The following is a 17,037-nucleotide window of genomic DNA, read 5'->3' as shown; positions in this document are numbered from 1 at the left end:
ATCTGTCCAATCAGTGGACCTAATTGGTTCCTGAGTTTGTCGAAGGACTTATCACCTTTGTACCTTTGTTTTTTTTCTGCTAATAACATTTGTAAATCAGTGTAGTCTTCTCTATAAATACATTTATATAATAATATGTGTATCACATTTGTTAGCAGTAGTTTAAGTAAATTATTAAAAAAGCATATCCATTAATTTTATGGATACTTAACACCCTATTTTAATTCAATTACCATAAAATGGATTAAATTCGCTACAATAATTAAAGCTGAAAGAGAGTTGTTTATTGTATTAGATAGCTTTTTATAGTTTTATCATTTGTCAACTGTTTGAACTAAATTCTTTACATTTATCTTTTTAGGATAGTTGAGTAATAGGACGTTAATCATAATACTATACATTGTTCATTTTACGCTTTTGTTAAGGTTGTTTTTTTTTGTAAAAAAAACTTTAGTTTCATTTGATCAATGTAAAATAAAACTATAATTTCGTGACGCTTTTTAAGCGCAATACCTCTTATCCGCACATTCGCTTGCCCTATATCATAAATTTTGATGATGGGGGTGAGGAAGCGAAGCTGTGCATTAATGGCAATAATTGCTTATTGAACACTTAATGATTTCCTTTTAGATTACTAGGGATAAAACGTCAATAAAATTACGATACCATGTGTTTCCGTTGTGTAAAACATCTATTTTTTCTTTTAGTACTACTCGTCTCAGTAGTATCTTGTACAACCAAAAAGGAGCTAGTTTACCTCCAACATGTTAATGAAGACGCTACTTCTGCGGAAGTGAAAGCGCCAGAGTTAACACCTTACCGAATTAAAGAGGGGGATCGTCTCTACATTAAAGTGACCTCGATTGATCCTGAAACTAACTTGGTTTTTAATACCCAAAGTTACAATAGTATGACATCTGAAACTTCTATTGATATAGTGGCTTACGAGGTCTCTGGGGATGGTACTATAACATATCCTTTTGTTGGGGATGTGAAGGTCGAGAATAAAACATTGATAGAGGTACAATCCGAAATGGAGGAAAAAGTAAAAAAAGTGGCTCCTCAATCTTCGGTAGTTGTTAAATTGGTCAATCGTTCCATAACAATTCTTGGTGAAGTGAGGTCTCCTGGACGTTATACTGTTTTTAAAGATCAGATGACCGTATTTGAAGCACTTGGTTTTGCGGGGGATATTACCGACTACGGTTCTCGTACGAATGTCAAGATTGTTCGTAAAGTGGGAAATGAGCAAAAAGTATGGACAGTGGATTTAACCCAAGAACAGTTACTTGCCAATGCGAATATGATGGTGCAGCCAAGTGATATTGTGTATGTGGAACCACAAAGTAAAGTCTATGGAAAGAAATCCTTTAGTATTAGTTTGGCTTTAAGTATTGTTTCGACATTTATAGCCTTATATGCTACCTTTCTAAAGTAAAAGTGTGAATTATTCAAGAGTGATAAAGAATAGAATATATAGTACGTATGCAGAACGTTCCAAATAATAATATGCCTAGTGAGTCGTTTGAACTTCAAACGATCGATTATAAAAAGATTTTTTATGCTGTTTGGCGTCGAAAGAGTTGGTTTATCATCTCTTTGATCCTTGCTATTGCTGGAGGATGGATCTTTAACCAGTTTCAAACCCCAACGTATCGTGTTACTTCTCAATTTCTAGTAGAGGATGACAAAGGAGGATCTGGAGCTGCAGATATGGCTTTGGGATCTATGACCCAAGGGTTTGATCTGGGTGGAGGCTCTAACTTTGATAACCAACTGACCATTGTTCAGTCTTATGGAGTGTTGGAGAAGACGGTATTGAAGATGGATCAAGAAGCAGTAATATATAAGGAGGGGACTCCTATAGACCAACTATTGTTTCGTAATGCTCCTTTTAGTGTTGAGGTAAACGAGGACGTGCCTCAGATGGTTGGATTTACTTACCAATTGACAAAGTTAAAAGGGAATCAATGGAAATTGGTCTCTTTGGATGCGGACAAACCACTTCCATTATATCTTTATGGAAAACGTGATTTGTTCGGTTCCGTTGAAGCAAAACGTGTCGATCAATCGTTTCAAGGGGTATGTCATATAAAAAATTCCAATGGTGATTTTGATATCGTTCTAAATCCAAATGCTTCATCTGTGGAAGACGGGCAGAGTTATATTTTTACCCTGCGGGATTATAATTGGTGGGTAAATTATTATAAACGTCAATTAACAGTAGCTCCTACTTCTAAAAAGACCACTATTATCGATTTTTCAATGGTCTCAGAAAATCGTTCGGAAGCACAGTGTTTTCTGAATAACTTGATGGAGACGGTCATTGCTCGCGATTTAGATAAAAAGAACGAGATCGCAGACAACACCATGAAATTTATTGATGACCAGCTCTCGGAATTGGCTGTGCAACTTTCTAATGCAGAAGGACAATTAGAGGATTTTCAATCTAAGAATAAAATGGTTCAGCTCTCTACCCAAGCGGAATTGATTTTTACCCAGGTACAAGAGTTAGAGACGGAGAAAGAGCAGATGAAGATGCGTCTTCGTTACTATAACTACTTGAAAGAGTATTTAGGCGAGCGAAAAGCAGAGGGAATATTAGCACCTTCCAGTATGGGTGTGGAAGATCCATTGATGCTCTCTTTGGTACAAGAGATGAACGAACTACTCAATGAGCGTACCGTATTGCAAAGAGCCAGCGTTCCAAATATTCAACGTTTGGCTACAGTAAAAGCACAGTTGCAACATGCCACTGCCACATTGAAGGAGAACGTGAGCCAAATGATTAAAAATGGTACCATTCAAAAGAGGGGATTAGATCAACGAATATATGCTATCTCTAAAGAGGTGCAAGGCTTGCCACAAGCCGAACGTGATTTCTTAAATATCAAGCGTAAATTTACAGTCAACGACAATATCTATACCTATCTATTGCAACGCAGAACGGAGTCTGCAATTACGAAAGCTTCAAATACACCAAATGGAAGTGTGATTGATGTGGCTAGAGTGGAAAGTAATATTCCCGTGAGTCCGAAGCCTATGATTAACTATCTTGTTTTTATCTTGCTTGGATTGATTGTTCCATCTATTGCAGTAACAATTGAAGCATACTTTTTTGACTATATCATTGGAAACAGAGATTTGAAAAATTTGGTAGGAGTGGCACCTTTGGCTGTGATGGGACATGCAGATGAAGGATCAAAGCCAGTGCTTACTGCTCCTGATACAGAGATCTCAGAACAATTTAGAGCATATCGAGTACGTTTGGCACACACCTTCAAGAATGTTAAGAGCCCCGTGTTTTTATTTACTTCTACTTTGTCGGGGGATGGAAAATCTTTTGTTTCTATGAATACAGCGCTCTCTTTTGCTAGTTTAGGGAAGAAGGTAATATTGATTGGAGCGGATTTAAGAAAGCCACGTTTGCAGTCTGAATTAGAATGCTATACAGAGAATGGTTTGGCAGAATATTTGGGTGCGGATACTTCAGATATTGATGCTTTAATTAACCACCAGAGTAACACCCCTATGGATGTAATCTTCTCTGGGGTCGTAGGGATTCACAGTCCAGTGGATTTGTTGGCTCATGGACGTTTTGGAGTTTTATTAGCAGAGCTTCGCAAGCGGTACGACTATATCGTAATCGATACTGCACCTCTAGGGCTCTCTTTTGATACTTATAACATGTTAAATCGTGCAGACCATGTCTCTTTTGTGACCCGCTCCCGTAAAACACCTCAAGGAGGTGTAGAGTCTGTTAGAGAACAGATGTTGAAATATATTCCAGAGCATAAGATTGGATATGTAATCAACGACGTTTCTGCCAAAGAAGGTACGTATGGATACGGATATGGATACGGATATGGATATGGAAAAGAGGAAAAAAAGACTTTTATACAATCAGTATTCAAATTGCTGAGATCGAACAAATAAATTTGTATTTTTAAAAATGGGAAGTCTTAAAAAAGGTATTTTAGTTTCATATTTTAGTGTTTTTATTACTATTATAAGTGGAATATTAATAACTCCTTTAATAGTAAGCACTTTAGGAGCTAATGAATATGGAGTTTATATTTATTTAAGTGCAAGTTTTGGACTCTGTTCGGTTTTCAATCTTTGTGTTAATCAGACATTCACTCGTTTTATTGTTAATAATACAGATGAAAAGTTATATATTAAGGTTTTAACTAATTTACTAACGATAGTATTATTAATTGTTCTTTTTATTATAATATTTGTCATTTTGTTGTTTTATAATTTTAAAAAACAACAGACTTTAGTAGTCACTGAATTAAATTTATCTTATTACTGCTTATTCTTGTCGATTATCGTTGTATTAAGACTTTTGAATGAGTGTTTTTTAGGAATTTATATTGCTTTTAAAGAATATGTATATCCCCAAGCTATTAGGATCTTGTTTGCTGTTTTACGTATTGTTTTGATTTTTGTTCTTTTACCAAATTTTTCAAATTTATTTTTTATTTTTTCTTTAGATCTTTTTGTATCATTAATGAGTTCGATATTTTTAATTTTACCGTTGATTAAAAAAAATAGACTTGTATTTGATTCTTCTTGTATTAAAATAAAAGAATTGAAAATAATCTTATATTTTATGTTGGGTATTTTAGCAATATCTTTGGTGAATTTTTTAAGGTGGAAATTTGGTGAATTGTTATTAGGTTTTCATGGTTTATATGCAGATGTGACAGTTTTTTCCTTATCTGTCATGTTAGGAAGTTATATTGGGGCTTTTACGTCATCTTTCTCAAATTTATTACTTCCTAATATAAATGAGATTTATATCAATTCAGGATTGAAAGGAGTTGAGAGTGAAGTAATAAGAGTCTCTAGATATGTTGCATTTATTGTAACATTAATTCTAACAAGTTTTATTTTAATTGGTCAAGTTTTTGTTGAGATTTGGTTAAAGGGGGAATATCCTATGGTGTGGAATTTTTCGCTTTTTATAATGGCCTCGCTTGGGGTTTTATTGATTCAATCCTCATTTAATACTTATTTGCAGATAATTAATGAACATGGGAAACGTTCCGTTTTATTTTTAATTCCTACTCTTTTAACCATGATTTTAGGTATTCTATTAGTTAAATCAGGTGGTATTAAATTAATGGTCTCAATGGCGTGTACATCAATTTTAATAGGAGTAATATTGTCTAATATATACTATTCTAGATTAGGTTTTAATATGCTTCATTATTATAAGAAGGTGCTGTTTATACCAACTGTTTACACTATTATTGTGCTTACAATTAAACTTGTTTTTGATGATATTTCTAATGTAACTAGTTTTGTGTTGGTTTTTATCAATACTATATTAGTATATCGCTTTGTGATTAGTAATACTGAAAGAAAGTTTTTAAAAAGTTTATTATCTCAGAATAAAATTTAGTAAATAATTTTTCTATTCCATTGAGAATTCTATTCGCTAAATACTCAATTATTTTTCTGTAATCTTACTCTACTATATGATATTCAAAACTTTGAAAAAAATATTTTGAGTGAGTAATTAATAAATGGCTTCTTTTGTAAATTATTAAATAACCTGCATTTAAGTCATAAATGCAACGCTATATTGTAAATCTAAGGTTTGTTAAATTGTGAAAGTATGGGGTACAAAAATGGAGGATTACTTCTCCTTAACATTAAGTTTGCCGCCATATTATTAACACATTAACCGACTAAGATATAGTGTGCGTTATGGGACAACTAAATATGGAGCAAAAGATATAAGACAGAATGGTTGTATGCAATAGGTGCAAGTTATCAAACGATGGGGCTTTAATAAGCAGAGATAAGTCAGTGGTAAGCACGGAGATCAAAAGAAACATGAATCCACTAACAGGTAAATATTGTGGGTTGTATGCTGATACTTTGAGTAAGAAAAGAGATCGGGAGAAACGTAAACATATCAAAATGGATGCTCTTATGAAGGATTATACTTATTTTATCTGAAGGAAGGTTATAGTCAAGAGCAGAAAAAAGGGAGAAGTGCAAATGCAGGAATAAGTTGTGTATCTCATGAGTCAATTTATCTCCATATATGGAAGGATAAAAAAAGAAGGAGGAGAGTTGTGTAAACAGTTAAGACATAAGCTAAAATGTATTCTAAAAGAGGCTCTAAAAAGGAGTTTAGAGGTAAAACGCAAGGTCGTGTAAGTATAGATTTACGTCCAAATATTGTAGAAGAAAAGCAACGTTTGGGCGATCTTCAAATAGATACAATCCTTGGAAAGGATTGTAAAGGAGCTATTCTTACAATTAATGATTGAAGTACTGGTTTGTGCTGGATAAGGTTGTTGGAAGGTGAAAATGCCAAAGCATTGACTCAAAAGACAATAGATGCTTTAATTCCTTTTGAAGACTTAATAGATACAATCACATCAGACAATGATCGAGAGTTTTATGAACATAAACAGATCGCCGATAAATTAAATAATGGATATTCAGATACAGGGCTTTTTCATAAAAACTAAAAAAGTCATCAAAAAGTGTTTTATTTGAATAACGACAAACATATAAAACCTTTAAGATGACTAAAAAAACGAAGTTAAGGAATACTATGAATATTTGAAAGAAAATTTAGTAGATCCTAGATATACACGAGGAAAGAAGCCTAATTTAGAGTTTGTCCTAGTAGGTATTACTCTATCAATTATTACTGGAAATACCTTGCTGTCTGAGATTTCTCGTTTTCTAAATAATTATCATTCTATATTACGCATGATCGTTGGACTGCCAAAATGTAAACCTATATCATATAGTCAATTACGTCGTATAATATCCTTTTTATCTTTAACTAATTATCAAGAGGTTCAATCAAGTTATTTTGGATGGCAAAACACAAAAGATGATGATGACTGGATTTCTTTAGATGGCAAAGAGCTTCGAGGAACAATAGCTAAGAGTCTAGGACAAAAACGAGGTCTAAATATTGTATACGGCATAAGTCAAAAGGATAAAATATCTACAGCCGCAACATTTTATGAAGGAGCTAAAGAAAGTGAAATAACGACGGTAAGAGAGCTCTTAAATGATCTATCTTTGGCATCATCGAACTTAACATTTGATGCGCTTCATACACAGTTTGAGACTCTTGAGAAATGTGAAAGTGCCAAAGGAAGCTACATTGCACAAGTAAAGAATAACCAAAAGAATTTGAATGTAGAATCACGGAATCACGAATAGTCAAGTGTAGAGTTTATGAGCCTTTCAATTGAGAATAAAGGACATGGAAGAGAAGAAACAAGAACTTACTCTTTTTATGACATAAGAAATATTGCACTTGATGAAAAGTGGGTTCATTGTGGAATCAAGAGTTTAATAAAAGTCGATAGAGATCGCCTAATAGTAAACTCGAATAAAAGGTCGATAGAAACCTCATATTATATTTGTAACCGAGATTGTAATGAAATACATCCACATAAGTATGCGAAAGCTATTAGGGGACACTGGACGATAGAAATGAGTAATTATATAAGAGATGTTCTATTCTCTGAAGATAATATACGATGCTCCAATAGAAATCAAGCAAAAGGAATGGCAATATTAATTACAACGGTAGTTAATTTAATACAACGAAATAAACCTAAAAACATTAAGGCTCAGAGAGAAAAGTTCTTATCGGATATTAGAAAGATGGCTTCTCTTTTTGTCATTTAACATTTTTATGAAAATACCCTGTATTCAGATAGACATGATTTCTAGAATGAAATTTAATTATGCACAAAAAAATAAATTTTGATTGAATAGTTTGTTTTACTATTTGACTAAATAATGAATTTAGGGATCTGCTTCAGATATTTAAATCAATTTTTTTATTATCCAGCTTAGAAAGCTAATATTTATTTAAAAATGAAAAAAGTATTAATTAGGAATTATGTTTTATTTAGAAGTTTTATTCTTTTGTTTTTATCATATTTTAAAAAAATAAAATTAGATAATAATAAGAAAATTATCATAACTCTTTTACCATCCCATAATAATTTAGGAGATCATGCTTTGGCATTAGCTGCTAGAAAGTATGCTGAAACATACTATTCTGATTATCGTATTTATGAGTATGATATGTTTGATATTTATAGATATTATAAGTCAATTGTAAATTCGTATAATTCGAATGACTTAATATTAGTTGTTGGAGGTGGCAATATGGGTAGTTTGTACCTTCATGAAGAGTTTACGAGAAGGTTTATATATCTTTTTTTTAGAAAATACAATAAACTTCAAATGCCAGTTTCAGTTAATTTCAAATGTAAATCACAATTATTTATTTCGAAAATTGTATATTGGTTTTCTCGACATAATTTAGTTGTATGTTGCCGAGACTCATTCTCTTTTAAATATGTTAAGGATAAATTTAGTTTTTTGGATGTTCAATTTATACCTGATACAGTGTTGTTTATGAGACAACATCAGACTAGTGTAATTCCAAGCGGTGTAGGAATATGCTTAAGACAAGATTCTGAATCTAATTTATCTTTAAAAGAAAGAAATGATATTCGTACAAAAATAGAACATTATAACAATCTTGTAAGAGAGTTTACAACAACACCCTTAGGGAAAAGTTTTAATGTTAATAATCGGGAATCTGAATTAAATACATTGTTCAATAATATTACTTCTATGGAATTTGTTGTTACAGACCGATTACATGGTGTAATTTTCTCTTTGATTAACAATACTCCTTTTTTCGCCATCAAAACAAATGACCATAAACTTGAAATGTTTGTCAAGGATTGGTGTTGTGATACTGAAAGTTATTCTTTTGAAGATTTTAATAATTTATGTTTATCAGAGGATTTGTTAGTTAAATCAACGCAGAATTTTAGACCTTATTTTGATCAACTTAACTTTTACGTAAATAAAAAATATTTTGCATGATTTTAATTTCAATAGTAATTCCAGTATATAATGTAGAGTTATATCTAGAGAATTGTATTAAAAGTTGTTTGTCTGGTTTGAAAGATCATGATCCCAGTAGTTTTGAAATTATTTTAGTTAATGATGAATCTACCGATGGTTCACTTTCTATATGTGAATTTTATGTGAGAAATTACGAGTTTATAAGACTGATTAACCAAACAAATGGAGGCCTGAGTAATGCTAGAAATAGTGGTTTAAAAGCTTCAAAAGGTCAGTATATTTGGTTTGTTGATTCAGATGATCTAATAATACCTAGTATTATTTCTCATATTTATAACTCTCTAAATGGTAGCTATGATTTGTTATGGATTGATTATATAACATCTAATGAATGTTATATTGAGCAAAATAAGAGTAATTTTGAAGTTACAGGGGAGAAATTATACATTGATTATTTGAATGATAAAAATTTTGCATGGAGATTCATCTATAATAGGCAATTTCTTTTAAAGAGTAATTTATATTTTTATGAAGGTATATATTATGAAGATTTTGAATTTACTCCTAGAGTATTAGCTATTGCAAATAAATGTTTAGTTATAACTAAAATTGGATATATATACAATATAAGAGGTAATTCAATATCAAACTCATGTTCTAGAAAACATATTGAAGATTTATTGTTCATTCAAGAAAGATTACTTTCTAACAATAAATTTTCAGAGAAGATGAAATGTAAATTGTTATTATCAGTCAAAAGACGTATTAGAATTATATTTAATATGTTAATAGATAATGGTTATAATATAAAAGATTTTGATTTATCATTTTATTCTGATTACAACATTTTAAAAATTGAGATTTCATGGTTGTATTATTTTTATAAATTTGTTAGGAGAACTTATATTTTATTTAAGTAGAGTTGCTGAAAGAGATGTATTCTTCTGTAAATAAGTTGCTTAGGTTGTTGTGTTTTTTTTTATCCCTAGTGTTTTATCATTAAAGTGTTTAAAAGCTTGCATTTGATGATTAATATACTGCTACAAAACAATTATAGTTCTTCCATGAATTGCGTATATGAACAAAAAAAACTGGTAAACATATTCTATAGTTATTTCTTCCCAAAAACTCTATAGATCATGAATACCAGTAGTATTTATCATTGTCTAGGTTTACAAGACCAGCAATTATCATCCACAACTTATGTTGGAGATACTATTCAACTTAAAGTTAAGACAAAAAAAGATAAATTACGTTGTAGTCGCTGTAAAAGATTGCACATTATTTGTTGCGGAGTTGTTACACCTAGTTTTAAGGGGCCAATGATAGGCAAGAAGAATCGTGTTATTATCATAAATGTTCTACGCCTCTATTGCAAAAAATGCTAGATCGTACGACAGGAACATTTAAGTTTTGACAAAGAGCAGAAGTTCTATATTCGCTCTTTAGAGAAGATGGTTTTACTTCTCTCTTCTCATATGACGATTTAATCCATCATAGGACTTTTAGAGCTTAACTGGAATATTGTAAAAGAGATCATTAAGTCTCACTTAAAATCAAAATATCATTCTCCGAGGCTTAAGTGGGTGAAATAAATTGCAATCGATGAATTCGCAGTGAAGAAGGCACATGTATTTATGACTTGTGTATATGACTTAGATAAAGGAGTCGTTTTACATGTAGGGAAAGGTAAAGTTTCTGGGGTATTGGTTCCTTTTTGGAAAAGAATAAAGATCAATAAAATCCAAATGGAGTCTGTTGCTATTGATATGTCACCTGCATCTATTCTTTCAGTAAAAACCAATGCACCTAAAGCTACTATGGTATTTGACCAATTTCATATAATAAAGAAACTAAATGAGACTATAAGTAAAATAAGAAGAGATCTATACAACAAAGAGAAGAATAAGGTTATCAAGTAAAACTTAATAGGAAGTCGTTGGCTATTATTAATGAATTAAGAGAATCTCAACCTTCAGAAAGAAGAAGACCCAAGACTTGAAAAAGCACTAGAAAAAAATACCGCTTTGTTTTACGCATACTATTCGAAAGAAGAATTGAGGAAGCTATGGATTCTAAATAATATTGGAGACGCTTCAAAATTCCTTAAAAAATGAATAGAAGAGGTAAATGAGACTGAAATATCACAGCTTAAGAAAATTAAGAAAATGATTGAACTATTAATCAAACACAAAACAGAAGTTCTGAATAAGTGTAAGTGCCAGATTTCTACTGGTCAAGTTTGTTGCAACCAATTAAAAATCAAAAGAATCAGTTCTGAATAGGTGTAAGTGCCATATCTCTACGGGTCCCTTAGAAGGGATAAATAACAAAATTAAAACCATCAAAAGACAAGTAATAATGGATGAACCAAGAGAAGGATTATCCTACGGTGCTTGTAAAGAGTTTAAAGTTTTATTGCTCAGAGTGAAAAATTCTTATCTTGATTAAGAAAGAGTGCTTCTAATTCTGCTATTAAATCTTTTTATTAATATACTTTGCATATAAGTACTTTCTTAAAAATTTATGCTAAAATTTAATATTGTTGATATTCAATTAATATATTATGAAAAAAATTCTTCATGTAATAGGTGGTATGAATCGCGCTGGTGCAGAGACGATGTTAATGAATATTTATAGAGCTATTGATAGGTCTGAATATCAATTTGATTTTGTGTATTACACTAAAGTTAAATGTGATTATGATGATGAAATATACTCTTTAGGCGGTAAGGTATTTTATGCTAGAGCTTCTAATCTAGTTGTTAATGTTTTCGATATTTATAAATTAATTAGAAAGAATGGGCCATATGTTGCTGTACATTCACATACTCTATTGAACATAGGTTATTCCATGATTGCAGCATCTCTTGCTGGGGTAAAAATAAGAATTGCACATTCTCATAATACTCAAAACTTTATTAAACCGAATTTATTTCAAAAATTATATGAAAAATCAGCAAAGGTATTAGTCTATACGTTTGCAAATCAATATATATGTTGTGGTAGAGAAGCTGGTGAATATCTTTTTCCTAACCAGTCTCATGTGACATTCATTCCTAATTCTATTAATTTTGATTCTTTTACTGATATATCTCAAACTTCTTGTGATGAACTTAGTCAATCTTTAGATATTAAAAGTAATGAGCATGTATTAATTCAAGTTGGTCGCCTATCTGAGGTGAAAAATTTCTCTTTTTCGATTGATGTATGCTCTGAACTTAAGAGAAGAGAGGTTGCGTTTAAATTTTTAATTGTAGGGAGTGGTCATCTTGAAGCGGAATTAAAAAATAAAGTGAACCAATTGGGACTTCAAGATAACATCAAGTTTTTAGGGATCAGGACGGACATTCCTGTGTTATTTAAAGTAGCAGATTTATTTTTAATGCCATCTTATCATGAAGGTTTCCCCGTGGTTTTAGTGGAAAGTCAAGTTGCAGGTTTGTATTCTTTAGTTTCTGATAATGTTTCTAGTGAAGTGGATCGTGGGGTGGGGCTCGTTTCTTTTAACTCTCTTAAACTAAATGAATGGACTGAATTAGTCCTTGATAGATTTACTAACAAATGTAAGAATATTGATACAGATTATTTGGAAAAATTATCTGACTTTAATATTGACAATAGTGTCAAAATGATTACTACAATATACGATAAATAATTTAGGTGTTTGATGGATTATATTTTGGGTGGACAACTTTTAGTTTTGTTTTTTGCATTACTGTGGTTTTTTATAAGTAATAATTTTTTTAAGAAAAATAAAATACTAGATAATAAACTTCTAATCATTTTATTTCTTACCACTGTTTCTTTCTATTGGGGTTTAAGACCCTTCGATGTAGGAACGGATACTGGTAATTATTATAATGCATTTATCTCGATAGATGTAAGCAAACCTATCCATTATTATCTCTCTTCTTTAAAAGGAGATTACCTATTTTATATCGTTTTATATGTTTGTCGCAAATACTTAGATTTTAGTTGGTTTTTGACTTTTTGTTCTTTTATTACGAGCCTAGGTTTTTATTTGTTATATAAGAATTTTAACTTAGGCAAAAAAATTGAGAATCACCTTCTAGCTCCCGTATTTATATTTCTTTATTTTTCACTTTTTTCATATACTTCTATTTATTGTAATATAATAAGGAATGGTTGTGCTTTACCATATTCTCTATTATTCGTTTTAAAATTATTTAATAAAGAATATAAGCTTTCGTTTATATACATGATAGTTTCGCTTTCTTTTCATATGTCTAGTATTATACTTATCCTTATTGCATTAGGTTTATTTTTCGTCAAAATATCTGTTCCATCGTGTTTTATTATATATTTATCTTGTGTCACCTTCTCTATTCTTGGTTATGGGTTAGGTTCTATACCTCTTATTTCTAATTTGTCAAATGCTAGGTTAGCTGGTTACTTAGGTGATAATGATATTGGTTATACTACTGGTTTTCGTTTAGACTTTACACTTTATAATTTTTTCTTTCTATTATTAGCTTATATTTTATCTGATAAAAAGGATAAAGGATTTAAATTCTTCTTCAAACTTTATGTATTAACATCGTCCTTTTTCGTTCTGTGTTATAGTTTAATTTATTCAGATAGATTTGGTATTTATAGTTGGTTTTTGATTCCAATTGTCCTTTTATTTTCGATTAACAATTTTCCTTTAAGAAAGAAGTTTTTAATTTCCGTTCTTTTTTTATTTGTTTTTTGGGGTATTAATATTATTATCTTTATCTAGGGGATACTGAAAAAGTCTTATTCTTTTGGGTTTAAGTTATTTATCTAATTTATAGTTGTCTTTTAGTCCTAGTGTTTTATCTTTAAAGCCTTGCATTTGATGATTCAATATACTGCTACAACAATTATCTATAGAAGAGTTCCAACATCCATTATTGAGTAATGCAATAGATTGGGATTTATTTGCCACCTATTATTATGAAAAGATGAGCCGTAAACGAGGAGCACCAAGTAAAGATGCACGTCTGGTATTAGGTTCTTTGATCATAAAACATATGTGTAATTTATCTGATCAGGCTACCATTGAAATGATACAAGAAAATATCTATATGCAGTATTTTGTTGGACTTTCCTCTTTTTCTTGGGATCCTATTTTTGACTCCTCTCTTTTTGTTACAATAAGAAAAAGATTGAGTAAGTCCTTACTAGACAATATCGTTGTTTCCATGATAAAAGGAGAGACTGATTTTGTTAAAAAAAAAGTGTCAATGCAGGAACTTTGAAGGTCGATGCCTCCGTTTCAGATGCAGATATTCGCTATCCTTGGGATTTAAACATATTGAATGATGCTCGAGTTTGTTCAGAAGCTGTAATCGATCGATTATGGCTGTTAACAGGTAAAGGCCCCATCAAGCCTCGTACTTATAGAAAAGAAGCACGTGTTTGCTATCTTAAATTTGCGATGAGTAAAAAAAAGGGAAATCGTAAAAAGGGATGCAAGAAGCAGTTGCAGTATATCAAGCGTAATATCAGTACAATACAGCGTCTTAATGCAAAACTAAAGAAGATGTACTGTAAGCTAGATGAAAAGACCTTAGAAAAAATTGAACGAATTAAAACAGTCTATGATCAGCAGTGTTTGGTTTTACAAGGAAAGCAAGTAAAAAATCGAATCGTAAGTTTTAACCAGGATCATATACGTCCAATAGTAAGGGGTAAATTAGGAAGAAGAACAGAATTTGGAGCCAAAATTAACGTAAGTATCTTAAATGGTTTTGCACGGATAGAGCCATTAAAATGGGATGCTTACAATGAAGGAAATTATCTTCAAAAACAGGTTAAATCTTATTATGACCTTTATGAAGTCTATCCAAAAAAGATCTATGCTGACAAGATCTATTTAAATCGAAAAAATCGTCAATTCTTAGAGAAGCATCATATTTTAATTATAGGTAAACCTTTGGGACGTCCACCCAAACGGAAAGAAGTTAAAGATAAACATCGCAAGCTTCAAAAAGAGATGGGTAAGCGTAATGAAGTCGAGGCTTTCTTTGGAGTATGCAAGCGAAGTTATGGACTGAATAAGATAAAGGCAAAAAGACAAGATACTAGCGAAAGCTGGATTGGAATGATATGCCTAATTTTTAACCTTAGAAGGCTTCTAAAGAAGTTTTCTTGGCTTTTTACAATATTTTGCTCATTAGATCTGCTTAAAAGAACTTTTCTTTCTAAAATGGATGTGATTATCCACTTCGAACAGAAAAGTTCCTTAAAATTAAAATTTGCTTTCTAATGTTTTTTCAGCAACCCCTAGGTACAACAGCAGAGAAGTTTTATACACTTATACGTTTACACTGGGCAATCGAAAATAATCTTCATTGGAGACTCGATGTAAGTTTCAATGAAGTTAAACAGCAGCGAAAGAAAGATCATGAAGGTGAAAATATGAATATGCTTTGCAAAATGACTTTTAATATCTTGAAGTTGGATACAGAAAACAAAAAGACATTATTAGAAGGTCTTAATTTTATTGTATAATCTGTTAAAAATAAGAGAAAGTCAGGTCAAATAACTTATCATTTTTATCGCAATGTTATATCTAATCATAGGTACATTTGATTTACAAAATTAAACAAGCATTATCGTTCACATTACGACTATACACTAAAGTTTAAAAATGAACGGTTTTTCTGTTTTTTTAGAAATCTGCATATCGATTTAATTCACGAAATTTATAACCTCAAAAATATATGTTTATGTCAATAAAAGCTATTGTGTCTGTTGGTATTCCATTTTTTAATTGTGAAGAATTTCTTGAAGATGCAATTCTTTCAGTAATTAATCAAAGTTTTAAGAATTGGGAATTGATTTTATTAGATGATGGTAGTAGTGATGCATCTTTATCAATAGCAAAAAAATTTTTATATGACAGTCGTGTAAGTGTTATAAGTGATGGTATAAATAAAGGGTTACCTTCTCGACTAAATGAACTTGTCTCATTATCGAAAGGCAAATATTTTTGTCGAATGGATAGTGATGATATAATGATGATTAATCGTTTGTCGCTTCAGGTATCTTTTTTAGAACAAAATACTAAGGTTGATGTTGTCGGAAGTTCTGCATTTTCCATAGATAGGAGTAATAATATTATTGGATTCAAAGAAGGTGATACTGATTTAAAAAATAAGAATCCCTTTAAGGATTCTATTTTTATACATCCGACTGTTTTAGGTAAATTAAATTGGTTTATAGCAAACCCATATAATCCAAAATTTACACGTATGGAAGATTATGAATTATGGATAAGGACATACTCAATGTCTAATTTCGAAATCATAAATGAACCATTATTATTTTATCGTGAAATAGGCGTTCCTGTATTTAAAAAGTATTGTAAAACTCAGTTGCAAAAAAAAGATTATATTATAGAAAATGACAAGTTGACCTTATATAATAAGGTCATTTTTTCAATGCAGTTGTTTTTCAAAATTTTGATTTATTTTATTTTAACTTGCTTAAATTTAACGGATAAGTTGATTATTAGAAGATCTCGAAGAATAAGTGATGAAGAGAAGAATAGGGCTCTTGTTGACTTATCGCATTCTGTAAAAAGAGTATTTTAGGAATCTTATTCTCCTTAGTTTTTTCTTGCATTCAAGTCATAAATGCAACGCTAGATTCTAAATCTAAGGTTTGTTAAAAAGTGAGAGTTTGGGGTGTAATAAAGGAGGAACTTCTCCTTAACATTAAGCTTGCTGCCATATTATTAGCACATTAACCGATCAAGATATAGTGTGCGTTATGAGCAATAACATATTGAAAAGGTATAAGATAGAAAGGTTGTATGCTATAGGTGCAAGTTATCAAATTATAGGTGCTGTATAGACAGTAATAAATCTGTGATAACTAGGAAATCAAAAGGAACATGAATCCCCTAACAGGTAATTATTGTGCGTTATATGCTGATACTTTGAGTAAGAAAGGAGATCGAGAGAAACGTAAGGATATCAAGAATGAATGCTCTTATGAAGGATTATATCTTATTTTATCTGAAGGAAAGTTATGGTCTAGAGCAGATAAAAGGGAGAAGTGTGAATGCTGGAATATGCATTTTAAGGAGCAAGTATAATAGCCTTGAGTTTTCAAAGGGTTTTATTATGTTTGGTTTTATGAATATATCAATAATTTATC

The 17,037-nt window shown here is 30.9% G+C and carries 19 protein-coding genes; all 19 read left to right on the top strand.

What is annotated here, in order from left to right; genetic code table 11:
* Nucleotides 1–667: 667 nt before the first annotated feature.
* Nucleotides 668–1,438: a polysaccharide export protein gene (locus tag K4L44_09875; GenBank protein QZE12895.1), complete on the top strand. Its 771-nt coding sequence runs from the start codon at nucleotides 668–670 to the stop codon at nucleotides 1,436–1,438.
* A 47-nt stretch (nucleotides 1,439–1,485) separates the two neighbouring features.
* Nucleotides 1,486–3,936 (top strand): polysaccharide biosynthesis tyrosine autokinase, encoded by a 2,451-nt coding sequence (locus tag K4L44_09870; protein ID QZE12894.1) that lies wholly within the window; start codon nucleotides 1,486–1,488, stop codon nucleotides 3,934–3,936.
* A gap of 16 nt (nucleotides 3,937–3,952) precedes the next feature.
* Nucleotides 3,953–5,410, top strand: a complete 1,458-nt coding sequence (locus K4L44_09865) for a hypothetical protein (protein ID QZE12893.1) — start codon at nucleotides 3,953–3,955, stop codon at nucleotides 5,408–5,410.
* A gap of 709 nt (nucleotides 5,411–6,119) precedes the next feature.
* Complete coding sequence (locus tag K4L44_09860) at nucleotides 6,120–6,290, top strand: hypothetical protein (protein QZE12892.1); 171 nt, start codon at nucleotides 6,120–6,122, stop codon at nucleotides 6,288–6,290.
* Nucleotides 6,291–6,317: 27 nt separating this feature from the next.
* Nucleotides 6,318–6,494: a hypothetical protein gene (locus K4L44_09855; GenBank protein ID QZE12891.1), complete on the top strand. Its 177-nt coding sequence runs from the start codon at nucleotides 6,318–6,320 to the stop codon at nucleotides 6,492–6,494.
* A 94-nt stretch (nucleotides 6,495–6,588) separates the two neighbouring features.
* Nucleotides 6,589–7,206, top strand: coding sequence for an ISAs1 family transposase (locus K4L44_09850; GenBank protein QZE12890.1), 618 nt, complete (start codon nucleotides 6,589–6,591; stop codon nucleotides 7,204–7,206).
* A 15-nt stretch (nucleotides 7,207–7,221) separates the two neighbouring features.
* Nucleotides 7,222–7,680, top strand: a complete 459-nt coding sequence (locus K4L44_09845) for an ISAs1 family transposase (GenBank protein QZE12889.1) — start codon at nucleotides 7,222–7,224, stop codon at nucleotides 7,678–7,680.
* A gap of 192 nt (nucleotides 7,681–7,872) precedes the next feature.
* Nucleotides 7,873–8,901 carry a polysaccharide pyruvyl transferase family protein gene (locus K4L44_09840; GenBank protein ID QZE12888.1) on the top strand — a complete coding sequence of 343 codons (1,029 nt, stop codon included), beginning with the start codon at nucleotides 7,873–7,875 and terminating at the stop codon, nucleotides 8,899–8,901.
* A complete protein-coding gene (locus tag K4L44_09835) occupies nucleotides 8,898–9,803 on the top strand; it encodes a glycosyltransferase (protein QZE12887.1) in 906 nt (301 codons plus the stop codon). Before K4L44_09840 ends, K4L44_09835 begins: the two co-directional genes overlap by 4 nt.
* Before the next feature lie 219 nt (nucleotides 9,804–10,022).
* On the top strand, nucleotides 10,023–10,271 hold the full coding sequence (locus K4L44_09830) for a hypothetical protein (GenBank protein QZE12886.1): 249 nt from the start codon (nucleotides 10,023–10,025) through the stop codon (nucleotides 10,269–10,271).
* Between the two features lie 249 nt (nucleotides 10,272–10,520).
* Nucleotides 10,521–10,805, top strand: a complete 285-nt coding sequence (locus tag K4L44_09825) for a transposase (GenBank protein ID QZE12885.1) — start codon at nucleotides 10,521–10,523, stop codon at nucleotides 10,803–10,805.
* Nucleotides 10,806–11,160: 355 nt separating this feature from the next.
* Nucleotides 11,161–11,334, top strand: coding sequence for a transposase (locus tag K4L44_09820; protein ID QZE15992.1), 174 nt, complete (start codon nucleotides 11,161–11,163; stop codon nucleotides 11,332–11,334).
* Between the two features lie 115 nt (nucleotides 11,335–11,449).
* Nucleotides 11,450–12,541 carry a glycosyltransferase gene (locus tag K4L44_09815; GenBank protein QZE12884.1) on the top strand — a complete coding sequence of 364 codons (1,092 nt, stop codon included), beginning with the start codon at nucleotides 11,450–11,452 and terminating at the stop codon, nucleotides 12,539–12,541.
* Nucleotides 12,542–12,550: 9 nt separating this feature from the next.
* Nucleotides 12,551–13,627, top strand: coding sequence for an EpsG family protein (locus K4L44_09810; protein ID QZE12883.1), 1,077 nt, complete (start codon nucleotides 12,551–12,553; stop codon nucleotides 13,625–13,627).
* 205 nt (nucleotides 13,628–13,832) lie between these two features.
* Nucleotides 13,833–14,129, top strand: a complete 297-nt coding sequence (locus K4L44_09805) for a transposase (GenBank protein ID QZE12882.1) — start codon at nucleotides 13,833–13,835, stop codon at nucleotides 14,127–14,129.
* Nucleotides 14,126–15,139 carry a transposase gene (locus K4L44_09800; protein ID QZE12881.1) on the top strand — a complete coding sequence of 338 codons (1,014 nt, stop codon included), beginning with the start codon at nucleotides 14,126–14,128 and terminating at the stop codon, nucleotides 15,137–15,139. Before K4L44_09805 ends, K4L44_09800 begins: the two co-directional genes overlap by 4 nt.
* Complete coding sequence (locus K4L44_09795; protein QZE12880.1) at nucleotides 15,139–15,384, top strand: hypothetical protein; 246 nt, start codon at nucleotides 15,139–15,141, stop codon at nucleotides 15,382–15,384. Before K4L44_09800 ends, K4L44_09795 begins: the two co-directional genes overlap by 1 nt.
* Nucleotides 15,385–15,602: 218 nt before the next feature.
* Nucleotides 15,603–16,469, top strand: a complete 867-nt coding sequence (locus tag K4L44_09790) for a glycosyltransferase (protein QZE12879.1) — start codon at nucleotides 15,603–15,605, stop codon at nucleotides 16,467–16,469.
* A 302-nt stretch (nucleotides 16,470–16,771) separates the two neighbouring features.
* Nucleotides 16,772–16,975: a hypothetical protein gene (locus K4L44_09785; GenBank protein ID QZE12878.1), complete on the top strand. Its 204-nt coding sequence runs from the start codon at nucleotides 16,772–16,774 to the stop codon at nucleotides 16,973–16,975.
* Nucleotides 16,976–17,037 lie beyond the last annotated feature (62 nt).

The organism is Prolixibacteraceae bacterium, from assembly GCA_019720755.1.
GTDB classification, from domain to species: Bacteria; Bacteroidota; Bacteroidia; order Bacteroidales; family Prolixibacteraceae; genus Halosquirtibacter; species Halosquirtibacter laminarini.
Note: the sequence above shows the minus strand (reverse complement) of the source record. Positions and strands in the feature narration are given on the sequence as shown.

Coding starts and splice junctions, on each gene's coding strand:
- K4L44_09795 (QZE12880.1), top strand. CDS start 15,139: ATGTTTTTTCAGCAACCCCTAGGTACAACAGCAGAGAAGTTTTATACA.
- K4L44_09830 (QZE12886.1), top strand. CDS start 10,023: ATGAATACCAGTAGTATTTATCATTGTCTAGGTTTACAAGACCAGCAA.
- K4L44_09805 (QZE12882.1), top strand. CDS start 13,833: ATGAGCCGTAAACGAGGAGCACCAAGTAAAGATGCACGTCTGGTATTA.
- K4L44_09860 (QZE12892.1), top strand. CDS start 6,120: ATGTATTCTAAAAGAGGCTCTAAAAAGGAGTTTAGAGGTAAAACGCAA.
- K4L44_09790 (QZE12879.1), top strand. CDS start 15,603: ATGTCAATAAAAGCTATTGTGTCTGTTGGTATTCCATTTTTTAATTGT.
- K4L44_09825 (QZE12885.1), top strand. CDS start 10,521: ATGACTTGTGTATATGACTTAGATAAAGGAGTCGTTTTACATGTAGGG.
- K4L44_09840 (QZE12888.1), top strand. CDS start 7,873: ATGAAAAAAGTATTAATTAGGAATTATGTTTTATTTAGAAGTTTTATT.
- K4L44_09835 (QZE12887.1), top strand. CDS start 8,898: ATGATTTTAATTTCAATAGTAATTCCAGTATATAATGTAGAGTTATAT.
- K4L44_09815 (QZE12884.1), top strand. CDS start 11,450: ATGAAAAAAATTCTTCATGTAATAGGTGGTATGAATCGCGCTGGTGCA.
- K4L44_09785 (QZE12878.1), top strand. CDS start 16,772: ATGAATCCCCTAACAGGTAATTATTGTGCGTTATATGCTGATACTTTG.
- K4L44_09870 (QZE12894.1), top strand. CDS start 1,486: ATGCAGAACGTTCCAAATAATAATATGCCTAGTGAGTCGTTTGAACTT.
- K4L44_09845 (QZE12889.1), top strand. CDS start 7,222: ATGAGCCTTTCAATTGAGAATAAAGGACATGGAAGAGAAGAAACAAGA.
- K4L44_09865 (QZE12893.1), top strand. CDS start 3,953: ATGGGAAGTCTTAAAAAAGGTATTTTAGTTTCATATTTTAGTGTTTTT.
- K4L44_09875 (QZE12895.1), top strand. CDS start 668: ATGTGTTTCCGTTGTGTAAAACATCTATTTTTTCTTTTAGTACTACTC.